The sequence below is a fragment of the Streptomyces bohaiensis genome (assembly GCF_012033785.1).
Taxonomy (GTDB): Bacteria; Actinomycetota; Actinomycetes; order Streptomycetales; family Streptomycetaceae; genus Streptomyces; species Streptomyces bohaiensis.
Genome location: NZ_JAAVJC010000024.1, coordinates 1 through 22,778 on the forward strand (window position 1 = coordinate 1; position 22,778 = coordinate 22,778).

A 22,778-nucleotide genomic window follows, 5' to 3' on the forward strand; every position below is an offset into this window, starting at 1 on the left:
CACCACCCCCGCCGACCGGCGACGGCGGCGTATCGACAGTCGAGCGGCACTGCGTTCCCTGACGGTGACGCTGCTGGCGGTCCTGCTGACCCTCGGCCCGGCGGGGAATCCCGTGCGCTGCGGGACGCAGGGTGCGCACTGCGACCGCCCGGCCTCACCTCCCGGCACCGCGCTGTTCGAGAGTCCGGCAGGTGCCGCTGGGTACCGTCCTGAGGCCGACCTCGGCACCGATCGGAAAGGGAGCGCAATGCGCGACAGCGACCAGCACATCGGCGCCCGCATCGCCGAACAGCGACGGCTCGCGCACCTCACCGGGCGCGGTCTGGCACAGCGGGCGTCGGTCTCCTACAGCCTGCTGACGAAGGTCGAGTCCGGGAACCGTCCCGCGTCCCCGGCCCTCGTCGCGGCGGTGGCGCGCGCCCTGCACATCGAAGCCAGCACCCTGATGGGCCAGCCGTTCCAGGAGGACCAGCGCGACGCCCGGTACGAGGCGCCGCTGGCCGCGGTCCGGGCCGCGCTGGAGAACTGGGACGTGCCGCTGGAACCGCAGACCGCTCCCCGGCCGCTGCGCGAGGTCCACCGCGACGTGCAGCGCATGAACGACATCCGCCGGGGCGCCGACTACCTCGCCGTCCTCAGCGGGACGCCCCCGCTCATCGAGGAGCTGGTGCAGCACTCGCACCGGCTGGAGGGACGGGAACTGGAGCGCCTGCACCGGGCGTTGGCGTTCGCCTACCGCTGCGTCCACGACGCGACGCACAAACTGGGCCACCTCGACCTGTCCAACATCATCCTGGCCCGGATGGTCGTCAGCGCCGAGAAGTCCGCCGACCCGTACCTCGTGATGCTGACCGGATTCCTTCGGGCGCAGTCCTGCTTCTCCACCGGACGGCACGACATCGGGCTGCGCCTGATGGAGCAGTGCCTCGCCGACGTGGCGCCGGCGGCCGACCGGGGCGAGACACCCGCGCTGTGCGTGCAGGGCAACCTCCGGTTGCGCGCCACCATCCTCGCCGCGCGCACCGCGCCCGGGGTGAAGGCGGCGGCCGATGCCGCCCGTGCGCACTGGGACGAGGCGTGGGAGACCGCGCGCCGCCTCGGCGGCGAGACCACCAACTACCTGCTCTCGTACGGCCCGTCCAACGCGCTGGTCCACCAGGTCGCGCTGGAGGTGGAGGTGGGGGAGTACGGGCGGGCGCTGCGGCTGGCGGCGGACGTCCACCTCGATCCCGGCTTCGCGCGGCGGTACCCGGACCGGGTCAGCCACCACCTGATCGACATCAGCCGCGCCCAGTTGTGGACCGGGGACCGCGCCGGGGCGTACGAGTCGCTGCGCCAGGCGCGCGCCGCCGCGCCGCAGCAGGTGCGGTTCCACCCTCAGGCACGGGACACCGTCCGCGCGCTGCGCCGCGCCGCCGACCGCGAGGGCGTCGGCGCCATGGCGCGGTGGATGGGCGTCTGACAGAACAGGCCCGGTTCCGAACAGAAGGCGACAACTGCGGTCAAGAGGGCGGTGTTTCACAAACTGTGAAACACCGCCCGCCCACGACCCGCCACTCTGGTGACCTTACGTGTTCCTGCTGTCACGGGAGAGATGATGCCCGAGCCGATTCCCTGGCCGGAGGGAACCCCGGAGCACATCCGGCGCCCCATTCCGCCGCTCTGTCCGACCTGCAACCGCATCCACCCACCGGCCCCCCACCCCGACCCCGCCGACGCCGACGACTGAGGGCGACGACCGACGCCGAACCATGATGGCGGCGGCTGTCGGCGGAGAGCGTCGGCGGCGATGGACGGGGCGCGGGGCGATCCGGATCCGGCGTGCGCGCCGACCCGTCCTACCGGGGCAGGAGTTCGTAGTCCTCGGTGTTCTCGACGAGCTCCCCGAGCCAGGTGCCGCCCGGCGGGACGTGGAGGCGCCAGTCGTCGTCGACCCAGGACAACGCGACCGCCACGGAGACGGTCACCTCGCGACCGCCCTGCCCGGCGCCCCGGGAGAGCAGATGCACGGTCAACTCCCCCACATCACCCACGTCATTGGTTGCGTCGATGGGGACGGGAACGTCGTAGCCGATCAACATGTCGTTGGGCGGCAGCGGTTCGCCGTCCTGGAGACCGTGTGACGCCCGGGCCACCTGGTAGTCGGCGTCGGTCCTGGTCAGCATCATCTCGGTGTCGCCGACCATCTGCCCGATGGCGGGGCAGAAGACATCGGGCCCGACCTGGGGTGCGACGCGTACGGAGTGGTGCATGGCGGCCAGGACCGCACCGCCGGTGTCCCGGCTGAACCCACCGGCCCCCTCCGGCCCGTGATTGCTGGGGCCGTGGGCGGGGCTGATCGGCAGCAGCGTTCCGTTCAGGTACTCGTACTGCACGCCGGTCCAGTCCAGCCCGCTCACCTCCGGCTGATCGGCCGGCTCGGACTCCCCGGATCCGTCGGACTGTGCGGGCCCGTCGGACTCGTCAGTCTCCTCGGGCTCCCCGGGCTCCTCCGACCCGTCGGACCCGTCGGACCCGTTCTGGCGGCGCATCGCATCGGCCATTTCCTCGGGGAGCCGATTCAGGTACTCCTCGCTCTCCCAGGGATTCCACTCCTCCGTCTCGGCGCTGGAGCCCGCAGAGTCGTCCGTCCGCGTCACGACGTACGAGTAGCCGAGGACCGCGATCATCCCCAGGAAGCTGCCGCCGATGCGGATGCCCTTCCACATGGCCTTGCGGTCTTCCTCGTCGGCCTTCTCCCACCCCGGGCGGCTGGGGCGGCTCACCGAGCTGTCCCGGGAGTGGTGGAGTCGAAGCCGCCGATCAACCTCGCGCCCAGCACGGGGAGCGACGGCGCACTGCCCGCGTCGGCTGTGATCGCCGTCGATCGGCCACCCGAAGCGGAGGCCGGCCGCGTCGCCGTCCGGTCGCGATCACGAGCACGTTCCCTCATCAGTGGTCCCTTCGGCTCCGCGCGGCGGAGAGCGGAGCTGATCCTGTCCAGTGCACGGATGAACATGAGTCAGGGAGATCGGGAGAAGACGTCGGTCTCCCGCCCCTTGCGCGCGCGTGTGGTGCGCCGCGCACCCCCCCCGGTGCGTGCTTGCCGCCCCCCGCCGCCGGCCGACGCCGCTCGCGCGGGAACACTAGCGGGGCTCGCGGCCCTCGGCCATCCCGACCGGCGGAACCCGGCCTGTGCGGGAAACGACGCCCGGGGCGGTCCGGTGACGGCGCGCAACGGCGGGCGCCTCGCCTCGCGGCAGCTGTCGCCGACCACCTGCCGCCGGTGAGCGGCGTGGCAGGTCGCCCGCACCAGGCGGAGCGAGCGGGCGCATCCGTCCGGGCGAGGGAGCGGCGGTGCGTCGGCGCACTGCGCCGCACCGGCCTCGGCTGGGACCGGGAGGTCAGTCCCGGGCGTACCGGGCGAGCATGGTCCGCACGGCCTCGTCGACGGCGGTGTCGACCTCGTCGGCGGTGGGGTTCCAGTCGGTCAGCAGCATCCGGGGCCAGAGCACGTAGTTGGCGATCATCCCGAGGAACTGGTTCGCCGCGCTCTCGGCGTCGGGGACGTCGGCGTTGCCCGCCTCGTGCTCGGCTTCCAAGTAGCGCTGCACGGAGGTGAAGTAGGGCAGCTTGCCGAGTTGGAACTGCATCTGCCCCAGCTCGGGGAAGCGGGGCAGTTCGGCGATGACGATCCGGAACAGCGCCGCCATCGTCGGCCGGCCGATCAGTTCGGCGTAGCGGTGGCCGACGGCCGTCAGTCCGGCGCGGAGGTCCCCGCTCTGCGGCTGGTCGACGGCGTCGGCGTCGTCGCGCTTCCAGGACTCGGTGACGATGGCCTCGAAGAGGGCCGCCTTGGTGGGGAACTGCTTGAACAGGGTGGACTTCGAGACCTCGGCGGCCTCCGCGATCCGCGCCAGCGAGGTGCCGTCGTAGCCGCGCTCCAGGAACAGCGCCGCGGCGGCGGTGGTGATCGCCTCGCGCTTCTGCTGGGCGAGCCGGCGGTGGTGTGCGGAGAGCTCTGCTGCCATGCGTCCCAGTATGCCGCAGCCCCGAGGCGAGTCACTTGACTCGTCTCTTGTGGTACACCTACCGTGATGAGTGAAAGGCGAGTCGAGTGACTCGCATCGCAACCGCGGTGCCGGCTGACTCCGGCAGCCGCCCGGTGAGGGAGCAGCTCATGACCACCGACAAGATCGCTCTGGTGACCGGCGCCAACCGCGGCCTGGGCCGCGCGGCCGCCATCGCCCTGGCCGCCCGCGGGCTGCGGGTCGTCGTCACCCACCGTGGCGACCCGGCGGGGGCGGAGAAGACGGTGAAGCAGGTGCAGGCGGCGGGCGGAACGGCTGCTGCGCTCCGGCTCGACATCCGTGACGTCGACTCCTTCCCGTCCTTCACCTCCGAGTTGAGCGAGCAGCTGGAGCGCTGGGGAGCCTCGCGGCTCGACGTCCTGGTCAACAACGCGGGAGTGGGGGTCTTCGGGCCGCTGGAGGCGGTCACGGTCGAGGACTTCGACGCCGTGATGGGCACCAACGTCCGGGGGACGTTCTTCCTCACCCAGGCGATCGCGCCCCTGCTGGCCCAGGGCGGCAGCGTCATCAACGTCTCGACGTCGCTGACCCGCCACACCAGCCCCGCCACCTCGGTCTACTCCGCCTCGAAGGCCGCCGTCGAAGCCCTCAGCCGCACCCTCGCCGGCGAACTCGGCGCGCGCGGAATCCGCGTCAACTCCATCGCCCCCGGGCCGACCGCCACCGACTTCAACGGGGGAGCGATGCGGGACAACGCCGAGATGCGCCAAGTGCTCGCCGGACAGACCGCCTTCGGCCGCGTCGGCGAACCCGAGGAGATCGGCGACGCCATCGCCACCCTGGCCACCGACGGCCTGCGCTGGGTCACCGCCCAACGCATCGAGGTCTCCGGCGGCGCCTTCCTCTGACCGGCGGCTGGCGGTGGAGGGCGGTCAGAGGAAGGCGCCGCCGAGGCGGGGTAGCCCACGTGTCGCCCCGCTCGCGCGGGAAACACCACCCTCCGCTCACTGTCGACCTGATGGACGCCGGACCACCCCCGCTCGCGCGGGGAACACCCCCTGATCTCGACCGCGGTGACGGGATAGTGCGGACCACCCCCGCTCGCGCGGGGAACACTCGGCGTTCGAGAGTCGCGGTGACCATGGCTGCGGACCACCCCCGCTCGCGCGGGGAACACCGGAGTTGGGCGCGGACGGCCTGCTGGATCTGCGGACCACCCCCGCTCGCGCGGGGAACACGGCGTCCTCCACACCGGGAACGTCCCCAAGGGCGGACCACCCCCGCTCGCGCGGGGAACACGTCCTCGGACCCGGCTACCGCCTCGATGCTGAAGGACCACCCCCGCTCGCGCGGGGAACAAGGTGCGGACGTCGACGCCGAACATGTCCGCCGCGGACCACCCCCGCTCGCGCGGGGAACACCTCGCCCTGGTCGGGGACCGGGGTGCCGACCTCGGACCACCCCCGCTCGCGCGGGGAACACGATGTGGCCCTGCGCCGCAGCGTGCTCAGCTCCGGACCACCCCCGCTCGCGCGGGGAACACGCCACCGGACAGGTCCCCGAGGTCGAAGTCGACGGACCACCCCCGCTCGCGCGGGGAACACGCCGAGTACGCCCGGCTGATGCCGCTGCACATCGGACCACCCCCGCTCGCGCGGGGAACACGAGCGGCTGGCTGAGCCGTGCCGAGCTTGCCGCGGACCACCCCCGCTCGCGCGGGGAACACCTGGAGCGCCCCTACACCGTCGGCTCCGTCAGCGGACCACCCCCGCTCGCGCGGGGAACACGCAGATCCGCATCCCAGACGAGGACTGGGCAGCGGACCACCCCCGCTCGCGCGGGGAACACTGCTCCCTGTATGAGCGGCTGCCTGCCCCGCGCGGACCACCCCCGCTCGCGCGGGGAACACGGCGCCACGATCACCGGCCCGATGTCGCCGCACGGACCACCCCCGCTCGCGCGGGGAACACGGAGTACTCCACCACTGGGCCGTCCTGGGCGCCGGACCACCCCCGCTCGCGCGGGGAACACCCTCGCCCTGCCATTCCTCATCCCACTCGAACCGGACCACCCCCGCTCGCGCGGGGAACACCGGGCTCGTTCATCGAGGCTCCTGAGAAGATCCGGACCACCCCCGCTCGCGCGGGGAACACCACGGGCACACCGAGGATCACCCACGCGTAATCGGACCACCCCCGCTCGCGCGGGGAACACGAGCCGGCTGAGGACCGTGTGGTCCAACTGCGCGGACCACCCCCGCTCGCGCGGGGAACACCGTGGACTACGCGGCGGTAGAAATGCGCGTCCTGGACCACCCCCGCTCGCGCGGGGAACACCGGAGGCCGGAGAGCACGGTGATCTCCCGGGCCGGACCACCCCCGCTCGCGCGGGGAACACGCATACCGCCCCATACCGGGCGCCGACCACCCCGGACCACCCCCGCTCGCGCGGGGAACACCAGGAGTCGGCGCCTACGAGCTCGGAGGTCGTCGGACCACCCCCGCTCGCGCGGGGAACACCTCATCCTGCTCAAGCCCGTGATCGTCACGTGCGGACCACCCCCGCTCGCGCGGGGAACACGCGGCGAGACCCTGAAGCTCCTCAGCAAACGGCGGATCACCCCCGCTCGCGCGGGGAACACCGGCTGAGTCAGTTCGTCCGGGGAGGATCTACCGGACCACCCCCGCTCGCGCGGGGAACACCCAGTCGTACATGTCGAAGGGCTGCGGGCCGTCGGACCACCCCCGCTCGCGCGGGGAACACGCGTATCCGGCGATGATGTCGCGGGCCGGAGTCGGACCACCCCCGCTCGCGCGGGGAACACGCCGTCCTCGCCGCCGTGGCGTGGCTGATGCTCGGACCACCCCCGCTCGCGCGGGGAACACATCGGACCGGGTGAGATTGCGGGGCTCCGGTCGGGACCACCCCCGCTCGCGCGGGGAACACAGCTGGGCGGTCGCCTCGATCCGACGCTCACGCGGACCACCCCCGCTCGCGCGGGGAACACATCGCCGCAGCGGCGTCCAGGTCGACGCCGATCGGACCACCCCCGCTCGCGCGGGGAACACGTCATGTCCCACGACGGCGGTGCGCCGGTGTACGGACCACCCCCGCTCGCGCGGGGAACACTCACGGCCGGTCTGGTCCATGCGCCACGGGCCCGGACCACCCCCGCTCGCGCGGGGAACACACGGTCAAGGGATGGGTTCTGAACACGTCGTTCGGACCACCCCCGCTCGCGCGGGGAACACGGGATGTGGGGCCCGGATACTCCGGGCGGGGAAGGACCACCCCCGCTCGCGCGGGGAACACACCCTCGCCGAACTGCACGTCATCGTCGTCCGCGGACCACCCCCGCTCGCGCGGGGAACACGGCCGCCCCTCTACCGACGCCTGCTCGCCCTCCGGACCACCCCCGCTCGCGCGGGGAACACCCGGTCGACGACGACGCCTTCGTCATCCACGACGGACCACCCCCGCTCGCGCGGGGAACACCCGTTTCAGCGGGGGTGGTCACTGGTCGGTTCCGGACCACCCCCGCTCGCGCGGGGAACACACAACCCCGGGCACTGGCTGCGCCGCGACTGGCGGACCACCCCCGCTCGCGCGGGGAACACTCCGTCCTGCTCGGTCAGGTGGTGCGCTTCTTCGGACCACCCCCGCTCGCGCGGGGAACACGCGGGCCGGGGGCGGGAGCGTGGCGCTCATCGCGGACCACCCCCGCTCGCGCGGGGAACACGGCGGCGCGGGCAACCGCCGTGCGGTCGCGCGCGGACCACCCCCGCTCGCGCGGGGAACACGCGCCGGGGTCGACCGGGCGGGTGGTGCCGGGCGGACCACCCCCGCTCGCGCGGGGAACACGCCTCCTCGGAACGGGCCCGCTCCTCGTCGGCCGGACCACCCCCGCTCGCGCGGGGAACACATCCACCATTCGATGGGGTGGACCGCGGACGACGGACCACCCCCGCTCGCGCGGGGAACACGCGAGCTCCGTCACCAGCCGACCGAAGTCCGTCGGACCACCCCCGCTCGCGCGGGGAACACGCGGCCAACTCCTTGGCCGCACGGTCGCGGGCCGGACCACCCCCGCTCGCGCGGGGAACACGTCGACTCCTCCACGTTCGCGAATCCGGCGCGCGGACCACCCCCGCTCGCGCGGGGAACACTACGACGGGAGATCCGGACTCGTCACGGAGCGCGGACCACCCCCGCTCGCGCGGGGAACACCCGCGCCCCGGCGACCCCGACGGCCCACACATCGGACCACCCCCGCTCGCGCGGGGAACACCCGGGGGGTGAGTCCCACCCTGTGGCACACCCCGGACCACCCCCGCTCGCGCGGGGAACACCGGTAGGGGTTGGTTTCGGTGGTCCCCGGTGCCGGACCACCCCCGCTCGCGCGGGGAACACGCGAACAGCCACAGCGGGTCCGGCACGGACCGCGGACCACCCCCGCTCGCGCGGGGAACACCCTTCCCGAGCTGCGGCGTTAGGAGGGCTTTGCAAATCCTTTGCCATGCGTCGTGGAGGTCATGCGTGGCATCCTGCCAGAGCTGTCGAGTTGGGGTGCGCTGTGGAGAGGAGAACCTCTCGGTTGGTCCTCCAGGCCGCGCTCGCGCGAGGGAGGAAACGCCTCGCCACCTGCGACGTCAGGGCCGCTTTGCAATTCCTTTGCCAGCGGGTTCTCTCATCTCCCCGACGCGTTGTCAGACCCGTGTGGTGAGGTGAAGCCAAGAGATCCGGGGAGAGCTATGGGGGATCGTGTGGTTGACGTGCGCCTGTGTGGCAAGTCGAGGGGGCTGCCCGCGCCGTACGCGTTGATCGGACATCTGATCGATACGGCAGCGGTCTGCGGCGCGGTGTGGGGCGGCGTCCTGCCGGCTGGGTTGCGGGCGCGCTTAGCTGCTGCCTTGCAGGTCCCCGAGGAGCACGCTCGACTCTTGCTCATGTTCTGGGCCGGGCTGCACGATCTCGGCAAGATCATGCCGCAGTTCCAGGACATGATTCTCAGCGAGCGCCCCGGCCACTGTGCCTTCCTCGCGGAGGCGAGCTACGTCCAAGGCCGTCGAACCGCGGGCGATGACACCAGGGTTCGCCATGAGAACGCCACCAGTTTCGTCGTGCCGTTGCTGTTCGGCGAGTTGGGCTACCCCAGCAGCGAGGGAAGAAGACTCGGCTCTCTGCTGACACCGCAGGTGGCGCAGGTGCTCGGGGGCCATCACGGCCGCTATCCCCAGGACGCCGATCCGCGTGACTTCCGGGACCCGTCGTCCCGCACTCCGGAGCTGGGTTCGGGCGGGTGGTCCGAGGAACGTCGACGCCATGCCGTCGCCCTCCACGAGCTGCTGGGCCGGCCGGCTGCGCCCGTCGGCGGACCACTGCCCCGGCAGCTCGCAGCGGTCGTTGCCGGGGTGGTGATCGTCTCCGACTGGATCGCCAGCCAGGAGCACGCCATCTGCCACCAGCTGGCGACCGTGGTGGACGCGCACCCCGACTACGGCTCTCCCGAATCGCTGCGGGCGCATATGCGCAGTGCCCAGGCTGCCGCTCCCGACCTCGTGCGGGAGGCGGGCCTCGGCGCCGCGCAGTTCCGTCCCGGCTCCTTCCGGGAGCACTTTCCGCAGATCGCCGTGCCCTACCCGCTCCAGACGAGCGTGGCGGACGGGCTTCGAGAGGCCGCACTGGACGGCCCCGGGATTCTGCTGGTCACGGCGCCCACTGGTGAGGGCAAGACCGAGACGGCGCTGCATGCCTCCGCGGTCATCGGTGCAGCCGCCGGCACGTCCGGCCTGTTCTTCGCCCTTCCGACGCAGGCGACGGCCAACCAGATGTACGGCCGCCTTGTGCGCTTCTGCACCGCCAACCTGACGGATTCCGCGCAGCTCACGTTGCTTCACGGAGCCGCCGACCTGTACGCCCCGTACACCTCCCCTTCGTGCACCACCCCTCCGTCCGCCGGGCAGCCATCCCCTGCCGACCAGCCCCAGCCGCAGCAGGACGGTGACGAGGTGTCGGACCCCCGTGTGGTGTCCGACTGCGAGCCCGGCTCGGAGCACGGCGCCTCGACGGTCTCGGTCGAAGCAGGGAACTGGCTGAGGGGCCGAGGCCGCGGCATCCTGGCGCCGGTGGCGGTCGGCACGATCGACCAGGCGTTGATGGCGGTACTCCCCCTGCGCCGGAACGCGCTCCGCCACTTCGGACTGGCGGGGAAGACCGTGGTCGTCGACGAGGCTCACGCCTTCGATGCCTACACCCACGCCCTCCTGGTACGCCTCCTGGAATGGTTGGGAGCGCTGCGAGTACCGGTCGTTCTGCTGTCGGCCACCCTGACTGGAGAGACAGCGCGCGGCCTGGTCACCGCATACCTGCGCGGCGCGCGACCCGGAGGGACCGCAGGCGAGCTGCCGGCCCCGGCCTATCCGGGATGGATGTGGGCGCCGGCGGACGGCGGGCCGGTCACCGTTCCCGCTGCTCCGGTCGGGACGGTCCGTGCCCGCGAACTCGCCATCGACGTGCGCAGGGTGCGTCACAGCTACGATGCGGCCGACCGCGAGGGCCGGTTGGCTGCCCTGCTGGAGGAGCTGCGGGGTGTGGCGGAGTCCGGAGGCTGCGTGGCGGTCATCTGCACCACGGTCGCCGAAGCCCAGCAGACCTACCAGGCCATCGCTGATTACCTGGAAAGTCTTCACGGCGGTGCGTACCGAGCCGCTGACGACGACCCCGGCGTGCCCGCCGGTCCCGACTCGGCTGCCGGTCTGGGCACGCCAGGGCCCGGTACGCGACTCCGCCTGCTGCACGCCCGCTTCCCGCAACAGCGGCGAGCCGACCTCACTGCCGAGGCGGAGCGATGGTTCGGCAAGGTCGAAGACGAAGGCGTGGAACGTCCCGCCGGCTCCGGCGCCATCCTGGTGGCGACGCAGGTCATCGAACAGAGCCTCGACCTCGACTTCGACCTCGTGATCTCCGACCTGGCGCCGATGGCGATGCTGCTGCAGCGCGCCGGTCGGCTGTGGCGGCACCCGTTGCCTGCTTCGATCCGCCCGCGGTGGGCTGCCGCGCCCCACATGGTGGTGCTCGCTCCGATCGGCCGCAACGGTGGCGTCCAGCCACCCCGTACCTGGGGCGAGGTCTACGCTCCGTCGCTGCTGCAGCGCACCTTCGAGCTTCTCGAACGCCGCTCGGGCAAACCGGTCGCAGTGCCGGGCGACGTGCAGCAGCTGGTCGACGAGGTCTACGCCGGGGAGTTCCCCTCGGACGACCCCGAGACACTGTTGAAGCGCGACCTCAGCCGGCTGGCGGACGACATGGCGCAGACGTCGCTCGCTCACATGGCCGCGCTCAAGGCACCGAACCGGCTGTCCTCGCTGCACGAGTTGACCACGAGCGACGTGGACGAGGACATGATCCGCAGCAGGCTCGGCGTGGACTCCGTACCCGTGCTTCCGGTCTACGAGGACGAGCGTGGCCGCTGGCTGGACGAGGCCTGCACCGTTCAGCTTCCCGCGCACGGCAGCCGCCGCGACAGACGCTTCACCCGCGGCGAGGTCCGTGACATCCTCGGCCACGTCGCGCCGCTGGCCCACGGGCCTTGGCGCAACGCGTGCGGCGCGGAGAACGAACCGCCGCCGGCGTGGGCCGAGGAACCGCGGCTGGCACGCGTGGTGGTGCTGCCCCACACGGTCACCGTGGACGGTGTCGTCGGCTGTCGAGTGGGCGGCCACCGCATCACCTACGACCGTCACCTCGGGATGCTCGTCTCCGCCGAGTAGTCCGCGTCGCCGGCCGGCCGACCTCGTCGCTGCAGAGCCCCGGCCCTTGCCCGTCGTCCCTTTCTCCGCCCGATCGGGGTGCAAGTCCTGTGTCCACCGCCTCCACCGGTACCGATCCGTACCCGCTCGACACCCGCGCCTGGCTGCCGGTGTTCAGTTCGGGGCAGACCCTCCGCGCGAGTCTGCGCGAAGTGTTCCTGCGCGCCCACGAGTGGGAGGGTCTGGCCATTGCCCTCCCGCCGGCCGCCGCCGGCGTGATGCGCATCCTGTACGCCATGACCGCGAGGATCACGGGTCTCGATCGACTGCCTGACGGCCAGGTCGACGCGTGGCTGGACCGCCGCTACGAGTGCCTGGCGGACGGGCAGCGCTTCGACGCCGCCGCGGTCGACCGGTACTTCGACCAGCACGCCGCCGGACTTCGTCTGCACGATCCGGACCGCCCCTTCCTGCAGGACCCGAGGCTCGCCGCCGAGTGTCCGAAGTTTTCCGGCGTCAACAAGCTGGTGATGGCCCGGCCTGCAGGCAACAACCAGGTCTTCTTCGGGCACTTCACCGACGCGGAGCAGGTATCTCTTCCGTCGGCTGAGGCGGTCCTGCACCTGATCAGCCAGCTGTACTACGGGCCTTCCGGGCAGTGCACCCCTCGGGTGGTCGACGGACAGCGGTTCGGCAACACCTCGGCCGGGCCGCTTCGGCGGACGCTCTCCTGCCACCCGGCGGGGCGTTCGCTCTACGAGACGCTCATCCTCGGGCTGCCGGTGCCGTCCGCCACCTCCGACGCGGAGGCGGAGCGGGACCTCTGCCCCTGGGAGCACGACGGGAGGCTCGACGCGCTGCGCCCTGCGGCCACCGCGCCCGGCACACGAGCCCAGCTCACCGCCCGTCAGCAGCATGCTGTTCTGCTGACCCCGGGTGCCGAGAGTGGTACCGTCTCGGACGCCGTCATCACCTGGGCGCTCCGGACGAAGCGACCCGAGGAGATGGACCCCTACCTCATCTGGGACGAGCTGAAGGACGGGACGCGCGTCCCTCGGTACGCGGACGCCGACCGGGCGCTCTGGCGTGATCTCGACGGCATGATCCTGGAGTCGCGGCACGACGGCCGTCGTCCGCCCGTGTTCGACACGCTCACGGGGTCGCAACTGCCGGAGCCGGTCTTCCGGAAGCTGCACGTCGTTGCGTACGGGTTCGACCAGGACGGCCAGACACGTGACCGCACGTACTTCTCGGCGACCACTCCGCCGATCTTCCGCCTGCTGAGCGAGGCGGAAGACGGAAAGGACGCGGCCCTCGCGGTCGCCGCACGCGAGGCCCGCGACGCCGCCGAGAAGGCTGCGTGGCATCTCACCACCGCGCTGCGGTCCGCGTGGCGCGAGTACACGCTGCCGTTCCAGCAGGACGCCAAGAAGGACAAGGACGGGCCGTGGCCCGCCCAGGCGCTCGCCGCGTACTGGCCGGCGGCGGAGGCGCGGTTCTGGCAGCTTCTCGACGAGGGGGATCTCACCGCTCCGCGGAAGAAGTTCGGCAGGCTCGCCCTCGATGCCTTCGACCGGGTCACCGCATCCGTTGCCTCGCAGCCCAGGGGCGCCCGCGCACGCAAGGAGACTCGCGGCTTGGTCGCTTCACTCCTCAGTGACAAGCCGTGACCTCGGCGAAGACGAATGGTTCCACGAGTCGGTGAGAGCCGACTGCCCCGCTCCCGAGACGTGGCGCGTCGAGGACAAGCCGGCGCCTCCACCGCGCGCTCCCCTCGTACCCGCCTTCGCAGAACACACCGGAGATCTTGATGACCACAACTGACGGGCGGCCCACCACCGATCGGCAGACGAAGGACCGGCCTCGCCAGGACGCACGGCAGGCCGCCTTGGACGAGTTCTGCCGGCGGGTGGTCGAAGCCTGCGCGGACCCCGGCACTCGGCAGGCGTTGCGCAGCGCGCAGGGTAAAACCGTCGAGCAGGTACCGGCGCGAGCGCACGCCGCGCTGCTGCGGCACGGCATCCTCGGCCATGACGTCCATGGCGAGCGGAAGCGCGCCCACTACGCGGTGGCCGCGTTGATCGCAGCCCGCCCGAGCGAGAAGCACACAGGGGGCGACCAGAGCGAGCAGGCCGACCCGGACACCCGGACGGAAGGCCCGGCCGACGCTCCTGCCGAGCCGGCCGAGGAAGCGGAAGCCAAGGAGCAGCCGAAACGCAAGAGCCTGGGTGCGTCGCTCGCTGACGCCGAGGTCAAGCGGAAAGCACTCGGCGGGTTCGAATCCCGGCTCCACCTGCTGGTCCGGCAGGACTCCGACGGCTTGCACCGCATGTTGCCGGGCCTGCTGCGGCTGATGCGGTCCTCGGAGGTCGAGCCCGACCACGGCCGTCTGTTGGCGGACATCGAGTGGTGGTCGTTCAGCCGCGACAGGACCAGCACCGTCTGGCTGGAGGACTACTACCGCGCTCTCCACACCGCGGAGTCGGAGGTCGAACGCGACCGGCAGGACGAGTGAGTCCGCCCCTTCCCACCTATCGGATCGGCCCCGGGCCCGGGTGCCCGCCGCTGAGCAACCGTCCGCACGCCGCCGACGTCAGTACCGCCCATGAACAGGAGACACACCCATGACCACCGCCCCCGCACGCTTCATCGACGTGCACATCGTGCAGAGCCTGCCCTACAGCAACGTCAACCGCGACGACCTCGGCTCCCCGAAGACCGTCACCTTCGGCGGCACCACCCGCACCCGGGTCTCCAGCCAGGCGTGGAAGCGGCCCACCCGGCTGGCCGTGGAAGCCGCCATCGGCGAGCGGGCGGTTCGCACCCGGCGGCTCCCCCTGCAGATCCAGCACGACCTCGTCGCCCGCGGCTGGCCCGAGGAGCTCGCAAGGACCGCCGGTGAGCAGGTCATCATCTCGACCGGCGAGCTCGGTCTCGACAAGAAGACACCGATGAACAGCGCCTCGCTGATCTTCCTTCCGGAGCCTGCGGCGCAGCGCCTCGCGGACATCGCTGAGGAACACCGTGAGGCGCTGGAGAAGGCACTCGGCGGGAGCGCCGCCGAGAAGAAGGCCGCGGCGAAGGGCGTGCTGCCGAAGGACGAGGTGCAGAAGGTGCTTCGCTCCTCCAACGGCTCCATCGCCCTCTTCGGCCGTATGCTCGCCGAGATCCCCGGCGCGGGTGTCGACGGTTCCGTCCAGGTGGCACACGCCTTCACCACCCACACCACCTCGGTGCAGGCCGACTTCTTCACCGCGGTCGACGACGAGGACCGGTGGGCCGAGGACGCCGGCAGCGGTCACATGAACACCGCCGAGTACAGCAGCGGTGTCTTCTACCGCTACGCCACCCTCGACCTCCGCGACCTCGCCGCCAACGTGGACGACCCCGCGACGGCCCGCGAGCTGACCGAGGCCTTCCTGAACTCGTTCATCACCAGCATGCCGTCGGCGAAGAAGAACTCCACCGCCCCGCACACGATCCCGGATCTCGTCCACGTCGCCGTCCGGTCGGACCGGCCGGTCTCGCTTGCCGCCGCGTACGAGAAGCCGGTGACCGCCGGCCGGGACGGCTGGAGCAGCACGTCTCGCGACGCCCTGGCCCAGTACGCCACCATCGCCTCCCAGCTGCTCGGTACCTCCGGACTGCTCCACCGCGCCTGGGCCGGCCTCGACACGGCGGGGACGGACGGGCTCGGCGGCCGGGCCGGCTCCTTCACCGAGTTGGTGACGCGCGCCGTCGCCGCAGCCACGTCGAAGGACAAGGACACCGCGGCGTGAGCGGCGCGGGCTTCCTCCTCCAACTCGGCGGCACCCCGATGCAGTCCTGGGGTGAGCACAGCGCCTTCGCCGACCGGGACACCATCGCGCACCCCACCCGGTCCGGACTCATCGGGATGTTCGCCTCGGCGCTGGGCATCCGACGGGCCGACGCGACCGCTGACGCCGCCGACCCCACCCCCGAACAGAAACTCTTCACCCGGCTCACGTCGCTGCGCTTCACTGTCCGGCACGACCGGGCCGGCGTGCGGCTCAGCGACTTCCACACCGTCGGCGGCGGCTTCCCGGCGCACCGCACCGTTCCGACGGCGAAGGGGACCCGACGCGGGGCAGGCACCACCACCATCGTCTCCCGCCGTCACTACCTCGCCGACGCGGTCTTCACGGTCGCGGTCACGTCCCCGGACGACCCGGAGCTGGTGGAGCTCTGCGCCCAGGCCGCTGCTGCCCCCCGCTGGCCGCTCCACCTCGGCCGGCGCTCCTGCCCGCCCGGACCGCAACTCCTCCCCGGCCCCGGTCTGGCAGATCCCGTCGCGGAACTGCTCCGCCTCCCCCTGGCCCGGCCGAAGGCCCGCGAATCCGCCGAGGACGACGCAGCGAAGACCGTCGACGTGCGGTTCACCACGGACGACCGGTTCCCGGACACGTTCCCCGTCACGACGTCCGGGCGTACCCAGCTCACCACCGTCAACGACCAACCCGTGCGCCTCCACGCACGGGAGCGCGTCTACCGCAGTCGCCCCGCCCACACCACCACGGTCGCCCTGCCGGCGTCCCTCTGCCACGGCTACGGCGTCGACTACCTCAAGGCACTGCGGGACCACTTCCAGCCGACCGAGGACCGGAGCGCACCATGAGCGACACCGTGGCCCCACCGACCGCCACCGACCACGGCACCGCCTGGCTGACGCGGGTACGCATGTCGCCCACCGACCGCGCGGTCCAACGCGATCTCCGCGACGCCGCCGCGCTGCACCGCCGGGTGATGAGCCTTCTCCCGGACGGCCTGGGCACGCGTGCCCGCTCCGAAGCGGGCGTTCTCTTCCGCGTGGAGACCGAGGGCACGGGTTCGCCCGAGCTCCTCGTGCAGAGCCGGCTGGAGCCCGACCTGTCGAAGCTCCCCGCCGGCTACAGCGGCGCCCAGGTGAAGAGCATGTCGGCCATGCTGGCAGCGCTCCGACCCGGGCTGACCGTCCGCTACCGCATCCTCGGGAACGCCGTGCGCCGCTGTGGCCGCAACAGCACCGAGGGGCGCTGGAAGGAGGTCATCCCGCTGCACGGTGAGGACGCCGAACGCTGGTGGGCCGCGAAGGCGGACGCCGCCGGGCTTGCGGTCCTCCACAACCGGTCCGACCCGGCCGAGGCCCTGACCGCCTGGCACCAGGCCCCTGAGTCCGATGCCGACCGGCAGCCCACGGGCGCGACCGAGAAGGACGGCAAGCGCACCAAGCATGTGCGCGTCCCGCACCAACCCGCGAAGTTCGAGGGGACGGCCCTCGTGCGCGACCCCGAGCTGTTGCGCGCCGCGGTGCTCAACGGCGTCGGTCGGGGCAAGTCGTACGGCTGCGGGCTGCTCAGCCTCGCGCCGGGTGGCGCGGGAGTCTGAGGGAACACCATGACCGAAGCTTCGAAACCTCAGCGGGCACACACCGCGGCAGAGGCACGCCGCAGAGTCGCGGCCCCGACGCTGGCGATGCTGCCGAGGGTCGGCGACTCCCTGTCGTTCCTCTACGCCGATGTCGTGCGCATCGTCCAGGACGACAGCGGCGTCAGCGCCGAGACGACGGACGCGTCCGGGGAGACGACGCGCGTCTACCTCCCGACAGCCGCGCTGTCCTGCGTCCTCCTGGGGCCCGGCACCTCCATCACGCAGCCGGCGATGGCTGCTTTCGCCCGCCACGGCACCACACTGGTCTGCACCGGATCAGGCGGCGTGCGCTCCTACTCGGCCACCGCGGCCGACTCGCTCACGACGCGCTGGCTCGAACACCAGGTACACCAGTGGAGCGACCCGGAACGGCGCCTGGCCGTCGCCCGAGCCATGTACCTCCACCGGTTCGACATGCCCGTCCCCGAAGGCACCCCGCTGAACACGCTGCGGGGCCTCGAAGGGCAGCGCGTCAAGGCCCTGTACAAGCACCTGGCCCGCCAGTACCGCGTCGGCCGGTTCACGCGCAACTACGACCCCGACGCCTGGGACGACCAGGACCCGGTCAATCTGGCTCTCTCCTCGGCCAACCAGTGCCTCTACGGCATCGTGCACGCCGCGCTGGTCGCCATGGGGTGCTCCACCGCCCTCGGGTTCGTCCACCAGGGCAAGCAGCACGCCATGGTCTACGACATCGCCGACCTCTACAAGGCCGAGCTGACCATCCCGTTGGCGTTCTCGCTGCACGACTCGCCGAAGCCGGAGGCCATGGCGCGCCGAAGCTTCCGGGAAGAGCTTCGGCTGTACCGGTTGCTGCCCCGCATCGTGGGGGACATCCAGCGGCTACTCGCGCCGCAGGAGGCCGAACCGGTGCCCGAAGGCGAAAGCGTCCCCCTGGTCGAACTGTGGGACCCGGAGGGTGGGGCGGTGCCGGGCGGCGTCAACTACGCCCGCGACGTGGGCGACGAGCCATCGGCCGACGACGGCACCGACCCGCCCGCCACGCCCTTCTGACCACCGACACCACATCCGTCCCGGCCCGGCAGAAACATCGGGCCGGGACGCAGCAGGGAGAACACCTTGGCGACCATCACGGTGCTGTCCACGACCGCGGTCCCCGACCACGTGCGCGGCGCACTCACCCGCTGGATGATCGAACCCACTCCGGGTCTGTACGTCGGCACCCTGTCGGCCCGGGTGAGGGATGAACTCTGGCGTGTGGTCAGCGCGAGTGTCGGGGCCGGTGCAGCGGTCCTGGTGCACGCGGAGGCCAACGAACAGGGCTATGCGCTGCGCACGGCCGGCGAACGCCGCCGCGTCCCGGTAGACCTCGACGGGCTCACGCTTGTCGCCTTCCGCCCGCAGCAGCAGGAGGCCCTGCCTGCGGTGACGGTCCCGGGCCCCACCCAGCCCACCTGACACCTCGGTTCGCGCGTACCCGGGCTGCCGCCGCGCTCGTGCGGCGGCAGCCCGGGTAGGAACAGGGCCGCCTCGGTAGGCCGCAGTATTCCCACGCGCGGGGAACCCAGCGCGGCAGCGAGGATCGAGACGCCGATGGTCGGACCACCCCCGCTCGCGCGGGGAACACGGGCGTTGTGTCCCCGGGGGACGGTTCGGGGACGGACCACCCCCGCTCGCGCGGGGAACACCGTGGTACGGGTCTCGATGCGCATGGATCAGCCGGACCACCCCCGCTCGCGCGGGGAACACTTCAGGACCGCTCCCCAGGCGGAGACCCGGGCGGGACCACCCCCGCTCGCGCGGGGAACACCCCCGATAGCGCTCTACACATTCCCTCCACATCGGACCACCCCCGCTCGCGCGGGGAACACGGTCGTGAGCAGGTGCAGCAGCGCGCGCACCACGGACCACCCCCGCTCGCGCGGGGAACACGCCGTGGCCGTTCTCTTCCGCCCAGGCGATGGCGGACCACCCCCGCTCGCGCGGGGAACACACGTTGGCGAACATCAGCGGCCCTTGGACCTCCGGACCACCCCCGCTCGCGCGGGGAACACACCGAGACTGCACAGCGATGATGTGCTCCTGGCGGACCACCCCCGCTCGCGCGGGGAACACATAGTCTGTCCGAGGAAATCGGTAATGTGGGCCGGACCACCCCCGCTCGCGCGGGGAACACGGTTACAGCGGTGGCCAGATGCACACCCTCGGCGGACCACCCCCGCTCGCGCGGGGAACACCCCTTCGCGACCTGGGGCGTTAGGAGGGCTTTGCAAATCCTTTGCCATCGGTCGATCGGGTCATACCGGCATCTTGCCAGAGGCGCTGGGCAGTCCGCGGCGCTTCACTCCGCGGGCGGTGCGCGCCGTTCGCCGCAAACGGGGCCTCGCGTGTTGAGTTCAGATCAGTGGTGCGCTCCAGGGCGCAAGTCCGGAAACATGCGTGGCCCGGGGTTCCGGTGGCGTGCACGGGTGCTTTCCGGCGGTCACTTCGTGAGGTCGTCGCTGTCGTCGTGACGGGCGGGCCCTGGGTCGGGTGGTGCCGCGCCGGCCGAGGGGCAGCGGGGGAGCCGGGTGGTGGTCACCTCGGCCGACGCGGGAATGTGGCCGCCCTGGCTGGGCAGCCGGCGGGCGAGGTGGAGGGGCTGCGGCGGCGGTTCGGGTGCGGGTGGGGTCAGTGGCGGTGGCGCCGCCACCAGGGGCGGCGGGGCTGCTCCGGTGTGACCGGCGGCGAGAGCGTTATGGCGCGGACGACCGTCATCGGAGTGCCGTGCGGTACCCCGACGCGCCAGGTCCGGCCGCCGAGTTGAACGCCGGTGTAGGTCCGCCGTGCGTCGAGGACTCGCTGTGCTCGGCCTCCGATGATGACCACGTCACCGACGTGCACCGCGTCGGCGGGCAGGACGACCGGACTGAGAACGGGAGGCAGGTGGCGGCAGGCCGGTCGCTGCCGTGACCTCAGGCGTGCGAGCACGTGCAGACACACCGTTCGAACGTCACACCGGGCGGGCTGTCGTCCCGGTGCGAGTTGGCCTCCGCGCCCCGCGGCAGGGCGTCGGGGCACTCGGCATGCTGACCGATGTGGCACGGAGCAGATCGATACACGCCCGCCGCAGCGTCGGTAAGGCTCTGCCTCCGGTTGAGCTGCGCACTGGTGCGCGCTTCCATGCTGATCACACCCCGAACTGACTGAGAAGCTGTCAGTAACCATGGTGGAGCGCGTTAGGCGGTGCTGTCATTGGCACTTTCTCGACCGTGGAGCCAGAAGTGACAACGGGTCACCGGAGCGTCACTGAGAGAGCTGGAGGGCTCCGGCCAGTTCGCGCATGTCCTCCGTGAGCGTTCGCCGACGAGAGATCACCAGGGTCAGGACATCGCCGGCGTACCGCTGCTGTGCCAGCCACTCGGGCGAAGAGGCGTGCAGTCCCATCAGCGTCTCCATCGCGTCGGCGGGGCGTTTCAGTTCGGCTTGGGCATGCGCGACGTCCAGAAGGTGACGTCGGTGGTCGGTGGTGTCGGTCGACGGGATGTTCGCGGCGATGGAAAGGACTCGATCCGGTCGCCCCATGATGGCCGCGTCCTCGGCCCGTTTCCGGGCAACCGTTGCGGGACCGTAGGCGCGTCGCAGTGGGTCGCGACCCATGGGTGCCTCACGGCCCGTGACCGCAGCGGCGGCAGCAGCCAGCCGTAGGGCCGTCCCCGCTTCACCGGGTCTCGCGTTGCGAGCGGCGGCGGCAGCGGCTCGGAGCAGTAGCCAACCCCATGCCGATACCTGCCCCGGAGTCGCGCGGCTGAGCCGTCGGGGCTCGGTGTCATCGGCCCAGCGCACGGCCTCCGCTTCGGCGTCGGCCAGTTGCCCACGACGCAGCAGAAGCCAGCATCGCGTGTTGATGGCGGCGGCGGCCTGGGTGCCATCCGCAGCGTGATCAATGGCGATTCCAAGCGCGCGGTCGGCGGCGTCGAACTGGCGGTGCTGAACCAGTGCACTGCCGACCGCCTGCATGATCTCTGCAAGCAGCGGACGGCCCTCGTGCGGGTCGTCGGCGGCTAGTAGCCGTACGTCGCGGAGGACGGCCGGAAGCACGGCGGCGAGTTCGCTGTACCGGCGTGCTCGTTGCAGCTCGATGGCCGCCCGCACGGCATCTGCGGTGCCGGCCGCCTCCGCTGCCTCCTCGACTGGCGGCATCGGCGCGGAGATTGCGCGCACGGCTGGTGCCCACATGTTTCCGGTGTCGACGGCCGGCTTCCACTCCTGCTCGGACTGCATGAGCGCGGTGGTTGGTACGCCGAGGGCCGCCGCGAGTTTCCGGGCGGTCGCCGCGCGCGTGTCCGCCACCGTGCCCTGCTCCAGCTTGCGTACCAGGCTTACGGAGACGCCGGAGACCTGGCTGAGCTCGTTCTGAGTGAGGCCCGCCAGCTGGCGGGCCTGGCGGATGCGGTCTCCGAGGTTGTCAGCGTGCACAGCCGCTCCCTGGCTCGGTGTCGTCGCTCTCCCTTGCACGGTACCCGCTCCCCAGCTACCTCAAGTGGGGCGAAGGGGGCTACTGGTGAGCGCGCTTCGTGGTGTAAGGCAAGTGGAACAACCAATGCCGCTGTGTCGAGAGCGAGCCCTGCTTGGCCGGGCGGCACTTGACTTTGGCGGGGCCGCGCTGTGGTCGGGTCACGAGTCAGCGGCAGATGTGCCGGCTACTCGGTGGAATGAGCTCGGGTAAGTTGGTCGCAGCACATGAGTGGGACCTGCGCCCTCCCGGCGAAGAGAACGACGCAGGTCCTGTATGTGATCTCCGATGGGCCTCAGCCGTGAACGGTTGGGGCCCATCGTGGCTCCGTCAGAATCCCGATGCGAGCTGTACGGCGTAGTACGCCGCGATCAGCACGTAGGCCAATACCTGACTTGGTGCCACCATTCGAGACCACACCGACGGGCGTACATGGTCGGTGTGCATTACATCTCCTAATGGGTGTTGGGTGTGAGCGGCTGCTCGAGTCAAGACAGTAGCACCTCCTACCCTCCTCAACTTGAGCTAGCCGCAACGCTGTTGCAGGCCTGCGGTGGCTGGACGGGGTGGCTCCGTTTCGGCGGGAGTCGTCACGCACGGCTCCACCTGCACACTTCCTCGCCCGGTGAGTGAAGTCGGTGAGCGATTCCGTGTTCGTTAGTGGTCAATGTTATTTCTGGGAGATTCGGTCGAGTTGGGGCCGAATTCGCCTCTTCTGACGGAGGGGGCCAGTGGGGTGCAGTCTGCGGCTCTGCATGGCGACTCCCTGAGGCAGGCGTATCTAGCAGTGAGGTGGCACGGGCGCAGGACTCAGTCCTCTTGGGCACACGGGAAGGCCCAGCGGGGTCGGTAGAAGGTCGGGCCAGCCCAGGCAGTGAGGAGGCTGTGGCGGCCTGTGCTGTGCACTCTCACGCCCAGGCCGCCACGGTGTCGCAGCCGCAGGAGGGAGCCGTCCCCCGCTTGCGCGGGGAGCATACTCACGGCTGTTGCACTGTCACCCTGCTCAACGGACCACCCCCGCTCGCGCGGGGAATACGACTTCGTCGTGCGTCTGGTCACAGGCCCACGGCCGTCCGCCTCGCGCGGCGGACAGCACCACACTAAACCTGGCGGGTTGCGCCTGACACCATTGCCACC

14 protein-coding genes and 2 CRISPR repeat arrays are annotated in these 22,778 nt (G+C 71.4%); of the genes, 10 read left to right on the forward strand and 4 right to left on the reverse strand.

Features of this window, described 5'->3' with window-relative positions; genetic code table 11:
* A partial coding sequence (locus HCN52_RS05480; RefSeq protein WP_209314192.1) for a helix-turn-helix domain-containing protein occupies nt 1–1,462 on the forward strand: 1,462 nt, incomplete at its 5' end.
* A 376-nt stretch (nt 1,463–1,838) separates the two neighbouring features.
* On the opposite strand, the gene HCN52_RS05485 is transcribed toward HCN52_RS05480, so the two are convergent.
* Together HCN52_RS05485 and HCN52_RS05490 are read right to left on the reverse strand one after the other, a co-directional pair.
* Nucleotides 1,839–2,765, reverse strand: a complete 927-nt coding sequence (locus tag HCN52_RS05485) for a DUF8175 domain-containg protein (protein WP_168087228.1) — start codon at nt 2,763–2,765, stop codon at nt 1,839–1,841.
* A 618-nt stretch (nt 2,766–3,383) separates the two neighbouring features.
* A complete protein-coding gene (locus HCN52_RS05490; protein WP_168087229.1) occupies nt 3,384–4,010 on the reverse strand; it encodes a TetR/AcrR family transcriptional regulator in 627 nt (208 codons plus the stop codon).
* 149 nt (nt 4,011–4,159) lie between these two features.
* Between HCN52_RS05490 and HCN52_RS05495 the strand changes: the two genes are divergently transcribed.
* The 9 genes from HCN52_RS05495 (at nt 4,160) to cas2e (ending at nt 18,604) form a co-directional block, all read left to right on the forward strand.
* The gene (locus tag HCN52_RS05495; protein ID WP_168087230.1) at nt 4,160–4,918 is read left to right on the forward strand and encodes an SDR family NAD(P)-dependent oxidoreductase; all 759 of its coding nucleotides are present in this window, start codon (nt 4,160–4,162) and stop codon (nt 4,916–4,918) included.
* A gap of 118 nt (nt 4,919–5,036) precedes the next feature.
* Nucleotides 5,037–8,481: a CRISPR direct-repeat array (repeat unit 29 nt; unit sequence CGGACCACCCCCGCTCGCGCGGGGAACAC).
* 280 nt (nt 8,482–8,761) lie between these two features.
* Nucleotides 8,762–11,779 (forward strand): CRISPR-associated endonuclease Cas3'', encoded by a 3,018-nt coding sequence (locus tag HCN52_RS05500; protein ID WP_209314193.1) that lies wholly within the window; start codon nt 8,762–8,764, stop codon nt 11,777–11,779.
* A gap of 89 nt (nt 11,780–11,868) precedes the next feature.
* Nucleotides 11,869–13,428, forward strand: a complete 1,560-nt coding sequence (gene casA, locus HCN52_RS05505) for a type I-E CRISPR-associated protein Cse1/CasA (protein ID WP_312876556.1) — start codon at nt 11,869–11,871, stop codon at nt 13,426–13,428.
* A 140-nt stretch (nt 13,429–13,568) separates the two neighbouring features.
* Complete coding sequence (casB, locus tag HCN52_RS05510) at nt 13,569–14,273, forward strand: type I-E CRISPR-associated protein Cse2/CasB (RefSeq protein WP_168087232.1); 705 nt, start codon at nt 13,569–13,571, stop codon at nt 14,271–14,273.
* 109 nt (nt 14,274–14,382) lie between these two features.
* The gene (gene cas7e, locus HCN52_RS05515) at nt 14,383–15,537 is read left to right on the forward strand and encodes a type I-E CRISPR-associated protein Cas7/Cse4/CasC (protein WP_168087233.1); all 1,155 of its coding nucleotides are present in this window, start codon (nt 14,383–14,385) and stop codon (nt 15,535–15,537) included.
* Entirely contained in the window at nt 15,534–16,394 is an 861-nt protein-coding gene (gene cas5e, locus HCN52_RS05520) for a type I-E CRISPR-associated protein Cas5/CasD (protein WP_312876557.1), read from the forward strand. Before cas7e ends, cas5e begins: the two co-directional genes overlap by 4 nt.
* A complete protein-coding gene (gene cas6e / locus HCN52_RS05525; RefSeq protein ID WP_168087234.1) occupies nt 16,391–17,143 on the forward strand; it encodes a type I-E CRISPR-associated protein Cas6/Cse3/CasE in 753 nt (250 codons plus the stop codon). Before cas5e ends, cas6e begins: the two co-directional genes overlap by 4 nt.
* 9 nt (nt 17,144–17,152) lie before the next feature.
* Nucleotides 17,153–18,199, forward strand: coding sequence for a type I-E CRISPR-associated endonuclease Cas1e (gene cas1e, locus HCN52_RS05530; protein WP_245174888.1), 1,047 nt, complete (start codon nt 17,153–17,155; stop codon nt 18,197–18,199).
* A 66-nt stretch (nt 18,200–18,265) separates the two neighbouring features.
* A complete protein-coding gene (gene cas2e, locus HCN52_RS05535; RefSeq protein WP_168087235.1) occupies nt 18,266–18,604 on the forward strand; it encodes a type I-E CRISPR-associated endoribonuclease Cas2e in 339 nt (112 codons plus the stop codon).
* Between the two features lie 140 nt (nt 18,605–18,744).
* A CRISPR array of direct repeats spans nt 18,745–19,383; the repeat unit is 29 nt; unit sequence CGGACCACCCCCGCTCGCGCGGGGAACAC.
* 433 nt (nt 19,384–19,816) lie between these two features.
* Here the strand turns inward: cas2e and HCN52_RS05540 are convergent.
* Together HCN52_RS05540 and HCN52_RS05545 are read right to left on the reverse strand one after the other, a co-directional pair.
* Nucleotides 19,817–20,116, reverse strand: a complete 300-nt coding sequence (locus tag HCN52_RS05540; RefSeq protein WP_168087236.1) for a hypothetical protein — start codon at nt 20,114–20,116, stop codon at nt 19,817–19,819.
* A gap of 315 nt (nt 20,117–20,431) precedes the next feature.
* Entirely contained in the window at nt 20,432–21,604 is a 1,173-nt protein-coding gene (locus HCN52_RS05545) for a helix-turn-helix domain-containing protein (protein ID WP_168087237.1), read from the reverse strand.
* Nucleotides 21,605–22,778 lie beyond the last annotated feature (1,174 nt).

Coding starts and splice junctions, on each gene's coding strand:
- HCN52_RS05495 (WP_168087230.1), top strand. CDS start 4,160: ATGACCACCGACAAGATCGCTCTGGTGACCGGCGCCAACCGCGGCCTG.
- HCN52_RS05500 (WP_209314193.1), top strand. CDS start 8,762: ATGGGGGATCGTGTGGTTGACGTGCGCCTGTGTGGCAAGTCGAGGGGG.
- cas1e (WP_245174888.1), top strand. CDS start 17,153: ATGACCGAAGCTTCGAAACCTCAGCGGGCACACACCGCGGCAGAGGCA.
- cas6e (WP_168087234.1), top strand. CDS start 16,391: ATGAGCGACACCGTGGCCCCACCGACCGCCACCGACCACGGCACCGCC.
- cas7e (WP_168087233.1), top strand. CDS start 14,383: ATGACCACCGCCCCCGCACGCTTCATCGACGTGCACATCGTGCAGAGC.
- casB (WP_168087232.1), top strand. CDS start 13,569: ATGACCACAACTGACGGGCGGCCCACCACCGATCGGCAGACGAAGGAC.
- HCN52_RS05490 (WP_168087229.1), bottom strand. CDS start 4,010: ATGGCAGCAGAGCTCTCCGCACACCACCGCCGGCTCGCCCAGCAGAAG.